We start from the raw sequence: 4,907 nt of genomic DNA, 5'->3' as shown, positions 1-4,907 counted from the left end.
GCCAAGCTGGGCGACCGGCGGGTCTTCATCTGGACGCCCGGCACCTCGGTCGCCCAGAACCCGTACATCGAATTCACCTTCAAGGCGCGCCACAGCGGCGAGCTGACGATGCTCTGGAAGGACGACCAGGGCGCCACACTGACGGCCAGCAAGACCATCACGGTCGCCTGACCACGAACCCAGCAAAAGGCCCCGCAGGCGCTGGTGCCTGCGGGGCCTTTTTCATGCATCCAACAAGGCTCTAGCGCTTGTGCGGCAAGCGCCAGAGGCTCACCATTTTCATAGCCCGGTGTAGCGCCCGGGGCGGTGGCTGACAGCCAGGAAGATGCCCATCAGCACCGCCGCCAGCACCGACCAGGCCACGCGCTCGAAAGGCACGACCCACAGCGCCAGGGCCACCACCGTGCAGTCGATGACCATCTGCACCTTGCCGGCAGACACGCCCCAGGCATCCTGCGCGTACAGCGACACGATGGTTGCCCCGCCCAGGCTGGAGCGGTGCCGCGCCAGGAACAGCACGCCCGTGCCCATCAGCAGCCCGCCCGCAATCGCCGCAAAGGCCGGGTGCAGGTAGTCGATGTGGATCAGGCGCGGGCCCACGGTGGTCACCACCGACAGCAGGGCCACGGACAGAAAGGTCTTGATCGTGAATTCCTTGCCCACCACCCGCCAGGCGAACCAGTAAAACGGCAGGTTGATGACGAAGTAGATCAGCCCGAAGCTCCAGCCGGTGGCGTAGTGCAATACGAAGGCCAGGCCCGCCGTGCTGCCCGTAAGCAGCCCCGCCTGCCCGAACATGAGCATGGCCAGGCCGACGAACAGCGTGCCGGCGAACAGCGCCTGCGCGTCCTCAAACGGGCCGTGGCGCAGACTGCTGGCGGTGGATGGAGTGGCGGGCGCGGCGGCGGGCGCCACGGTGACGGAGAGGGATGGATCGGCGTGCTGGTACTGTGCGGTGCTGCTGGCCATGGTGTGGTTCCTGTGCATCCTGCGAACGGCGCTGGTGGCGCCGACACGCGATCATCTCATGGAAAACCCTGGGTCTGCAGACCCCACGCACGCGGCGCTGCGGATCAGGGGCCGTCGCGCAGCTTCTCGGCGCTGGCGCTTCGGCGCACAAGGCCGTCGGGGCCGAAGGTCACGATGAACTGCATCTCGGTCGTGGGCGGGTCGATCCAGTTCCATTCCCACTCGGTCTCGTGCCTGAGCTCGTAGCGCATCTGCCGGGCGGGTTTGCCCAGCATGCGGCGGATCTGCTCTTGCGTCATGCCGGGCTGCACTTTCTCGAAGTTGTGCGGCGCCAGCACCTGGCGCAGCGCGCTCATCTTGCCGTCGGTGCCGATGGTGATCATGTAGTTGCGGTGCCCGGCAGGCTGGCGGTTGTATTCCAGCGTGCGCGAGCCGTCGGCCTCGGGCCAGACTTGCTCGGGCTCGCCGAAGCGCGCGCGCACGTCCTGCTCGGTGCTGACGCCTTCTTCCAGCTCTTTGATGCGCTGGTCGTCGCAGCCCGTCAGCATGACCAGCGTGGCCAGCAGCGATGCCCCCGCGCTTTTGAGCCAGTGTGTCAATGACATGGGTGTCCGTCCTGGTCGTTGTCGGCGCGCGCTGCCGGTCAGGCCCGCGCCGCGTGCAGGCCGTCGTGCAGCGCCACCAGCGCCTGCGTGAGCTTGTGGGCGGGCTCCAGGTGGATCATGGGGCGCGACTGTTCGTGCGACTCGCGCACGATCACCGACGACGGCAGGTAGGGCTGCAGCACCGGCAGGCCCTCGTCCACCAGTTCTTGCACCAGCCGCTGCGGCAGCTTGGCGCGCGGCTGAAACTGGTTGACCACGATGCCCTCGACCGACAGGTGGGGGTTGTGGTCGGCGCGGATCTCCTGCACGTTTTGCAGCAGCGTGTACAGCGCCTGGCGCGAGAAATCGTCACAGTCAAACGGAATCAGGCAGCCGCGCGCGCCCATGAGGGCCGAGCGGGTGTAGAAGTTGAGCGCCGGCGGCGTGTCGATGTAGATGCGCTCGTAGGTTTGCGCCAGCTCTTGCAGGGCCTCGCGCAGTTTGTAGATTTTGTGGCGCGACTCCAGCTTGCTTTGCAGCTCGTCCAGCCGGGTGCTGGAGGCCATCAGGTGCAGGCCCTCGAACGGCGTGGTCACCACAAAATCAGTGGCCGGTGCCTGCCGGAAGCTGTAGCCCAGCGACTGGTCGAAAAAGCTGGCGACGGTGGGCTGCGCCTCATCGGCCGGGCCGCCCAGCAGGTACTGCGTTGAATTGCCTTGCTGGTCCAGGTCGATCAGCAGGGTACGCAGCCCCTGGCTGGCACTGATGGCGGCCAGGTTGCAGGCGATGGTGGATTTGCCCACCCCACCCTTCTGGTTGAACACGACTAGCGGCATGCGACGGCTCCTTGTGGGTCAGCGCCCGGGATTTGGACGCGCCGATTATCAAGCTACGCCGGGGCATGGCAAGGCGCAGCGCGGCGCCGGGGTGCGCCCGCTAAAATGCAGCCCCTGCCACCGGCAGCCCCGCCGCTTCCTACGCATCTACAGCACCCACTGCACCATGTCCTTTTTTCGCCGCCCCGACTACGAGTCCGAAACCACCCAGTTCATCAAGCAGCTGAAGGCGCAAAAGCCCGAGCTGGACGCACAGCAGCAAGCCGGCCGCGCCCTGCTGTGGGACAAGCAGGTGGACCACGAAGCCTGGCAGCAATACAACGCGGCACGCGTGCCCCAGCAACCCTACGTCTATCAGACGCGGGGCTGAGCACGCGACAAACCACGTTATAGGCCAAATATGCTGCCAGCCCCCGCAGAGCAAGCGCTGGCAGCTATTGATTAGATAGCAATTTTGCACATGGCAGGCGCCCGCACAGCCCCGACCGCCGAGGACGGCATGCCCCAGGTGGTGGACCAGGTGGCCTTGGCGCGCCTGTACGGCGAGCCCCTGTTTGCGCTGCCGCAAGACCTGTACATCCCGCCCGATGCGCTGGAGGTTTTCCTGGAGGCCTTCGAGGGCCCGCTGGATCTGCTGCTGTACCTGATCCGCAAGCAGAACTTCAACATCCTGGACATCCCCATGCTGGACGTCACGCGCCAGTACCTGGGCTATGTGGATGAGATCCGCAGCCGCAACCTGGAGCTGGCGGCCGAGTATTTGCTGATGGCCGCCATGCTCATCGAGATCAAGTCGCGCATGCTGCTGCCGCCGCGCAAGCAAGAAGGCAGCGCCGAGCCTGAGGACCCCCGCGCCGAGCTGGTGCGCCGCCTGCTCGAATATGAACAGATCAAGCTGGCCGCGCTGCAGCTGGGCCAGCTGCCGCAGTACGGGCGCGACTTTGTGCGTGCCAACGTGTACATCGAGCAAAGCCTGCAGCCGCGCTTTCCGGACGTGCACCTGGCCGACCTGCAGCAGGCCTGGCGCGACATCCTCAGACGCGCCAAGCTGGTGCAGCACCACAAGATCACGCGCGAGGAGCTGTCGGTGCGCGAATACATGAGCCATGTGCTCAAGGCGCTGCAGGGTCGGCGCTTTGCCCCGTTTGAAGACCTGTTCCAGCCCGAAAAAGGCAGCACCGTGCTGGTGGTGACCTTCATCGCCCTGCTGGAGCTGGCCAAGGAAACCCTGATCGAAATCACCCAGGCCGAGGCGTTCGCACCGATTTACGTGCGCCTGGCCTATACACCCGTATGACACCCCCTGAGCGGCTGCGCCGCTTCCCCTCTCTCGCTGCGCGGGAGGGGGACGCCACCGGCGGCCTGGCGAAGCCAGTTCCACGGTGGCCCTGGCATGGCGCAGCGCCCGTCTCAACGGCAACTGATACCTTCTATGGCATCCCATGACTTCGACGTTCTCATCGTAGGCAGCGGCCTGGCGGGCCTGTCTGCCGCGCTGCACCTGGCGCCCACGCACCGCGTGGCCGTGATCACCAAGCGCCAGCTGCAAGACGGCTCCAGCGGCTGGGCCCAGGGCGGCATTGCCGCCGTGCTGGCCGACGACGACAGCTTTGCCGCGCACATCGAAGACACCCTGGAAGCCGGCGCCGGCCTGTGCGACCTGGCCACCACGCGCTTCGTGGTGGAAAGCGCGCCCGCCGCCATTCGCTGGCTGCAGGGCCTGGGCGTGCCTTTTTCGCAGGAAGGCGGCGCGCTGCACCTGACGCGCGAAGGCGGCCACAGCGCGCGGCGCATCGTGCACGCCACCGACGCCACGGGCGCCGCCGTGCAAAAAACGCTGATCGACGTGGTACGCGCCACGCCCGGCATCACGGTATTTGAGCACCACACGCTGGTGGACCTGATCACCAGCGCCAAGCTAGGCCTGCCTGGCCAGACGCGCTGCCTGGGGTTGTACGCGCTGGACGAGGCCACCGACCAGGTGCTGACCTTTTGCGCGCCGCACACCATTTTGGCCACCGGCGGCGCGGGCAAGGTGTACCTGTACACCACCAACCCCGACACCGCCACGGGCGACGGCATTGCCGCGGCATGGCGCGCGGGCTGCCGGGTGGGCAACATGGAGTTCATCCAGTTCCACCCCACGGGGCTGTACCACCCGCACGAAAAGTCCTTCCTGATCAGCGAGGCCGTGCGCGGCGAGGGCGGGCGGCTGCTGCTGCCGCCATCGGCCGGGGGCACGCGCTTCATGCCCCAGCACGATGCGCGCGCCGAGCTGGCCCCGCGCGACGTGGTGGCGCGCGCCATCGACTTCGAGATGAAAAAGCACGGCCTGGACTGTGTGCACCTGGACATCTCGCACCAAAGCCCGGCCTTTTTGCACGAGCACTTCCCCAACATCCTGGCGCATTGCGCCCGCCTGGGCATCGACATCACGCGCCAGCCCATTCCCGTGGTGCCCACGGCGCACTTCACCTGCGGCGGCGTGCTGACCGACCTGTCCGGCCGCACCGACCTG

General features: G+C 66.8%; 7 protein-coding genes. 4 read left to right on the top strand and 3 right to left on the bottom strand.

Annotated elements, in window-relative coordinates:
• Positions 1-6: 6 nt before the first annotated feature.
• Positions 7-171, top strand: coding sequence for a thiosulfate oxidation carrier complex protein SoxZ (locus AB7E35_RS06175; RefSeq protein WP_428167238.1), 165 nt, complete (start codon positions 7-9; stop codon positions 169-171).
• Positions 172-279: 108 nt separating this feature from the next.
• On the opposite strand, the gene AB7E35_RS06170 is transcribed toward AB7E35_RS06175, so the two are convergent.
• The 3 genes from AB7E35_RS06170 to AB7E35_RS06160 form a co-directional block, all read right to left on the bottom strand.
• Positions 280-969, bottom strand: a complete 690-nt coding sequence (locus AB7E35_RS06170; RefSeq protein WP_428167236.1) for a YitT family protein — start codon at positions 967-969, stop codon at positions 280-282.
• Positions 970-1,073: 104 nt separating this feature from the next.
• Positions 1,074-1,574, bottom strand: a complete 501-nt coding sequence (gene bamE / locus AB7E35_RS06165) for an outer membrane protein assembly factor BamE domain-containing protein (protein ID WP_428167235.1) — start codon at positions 1,572-1,574, stop codon at positions 1,074-1,076.
• Between the two features lie 38 nt (positions 1,575-1,612).
• Entirely contained in the window at positions 1,613-2,389 is a 777-nt protein-coding gene (locus AB7E35_RS06160; RefSeq protein ID WP_428167234.1) for a ParA family protein, read from the bottom strand.
• A gap of 166 nt (positions 2,390-2,555) precedes the next feature.
• Between AB7E35_RS06160 and AB7E35_RS06155 the strand changes: the two genes are divergently transcribed.
• From AB7E35_RS06155 to AB7E35_RS06145, 3 genes are all read left to right on the top strand, one after another.
• Positions 2,556-2,759 (top strand): DUF3460 family protein, encoded by a 204-nt coding sequence (locus AB7E35_RS06155; RefSeq protein ID WP_428164363.1) that lies wholly within the window; start codon positions 2,556-2,558, stop codon positions 2,757-2,759.
• A 90-nt stretch (positions 2,760-2,849) separates the two neighbouring features.
• Positions 2,850-3,686: a segregation and condensation protein A gene (locus tag AB7E35_RS06150; protein WP_047349781.1), complete on the top strand. Its 837-nt coding sequence runs from the start codon at positions 2,850-2,852 to the stop codon at positions 3,684-3,686.
• Between the two features lie 135 nt (positions 3,687-3,821).
• A partial coding sequence (locus AB7E35_RS06145; RefSeq protein WP_428167233.1) for an FAD-dependent oxidoreductase occupies positions 3,822-4,907 on the top strand: 1,086 nt, incomplete at its 3' end.

Origin of the sequence: Diaphorobacter sp., from assembly GCF_050251835.1 — a bacterium.
Taxonomy (GTDB): domain Bacteria; phylum Pseudomonadota; class Gammaproteobacteria; order Burkholderiales; family Burkholderiaceae_C; genus JBFXIE01.
Note: the sequence above shows the minus strand (reverse complement) of the source record. Positions and strands in the feature narration are given on the sequence as shown.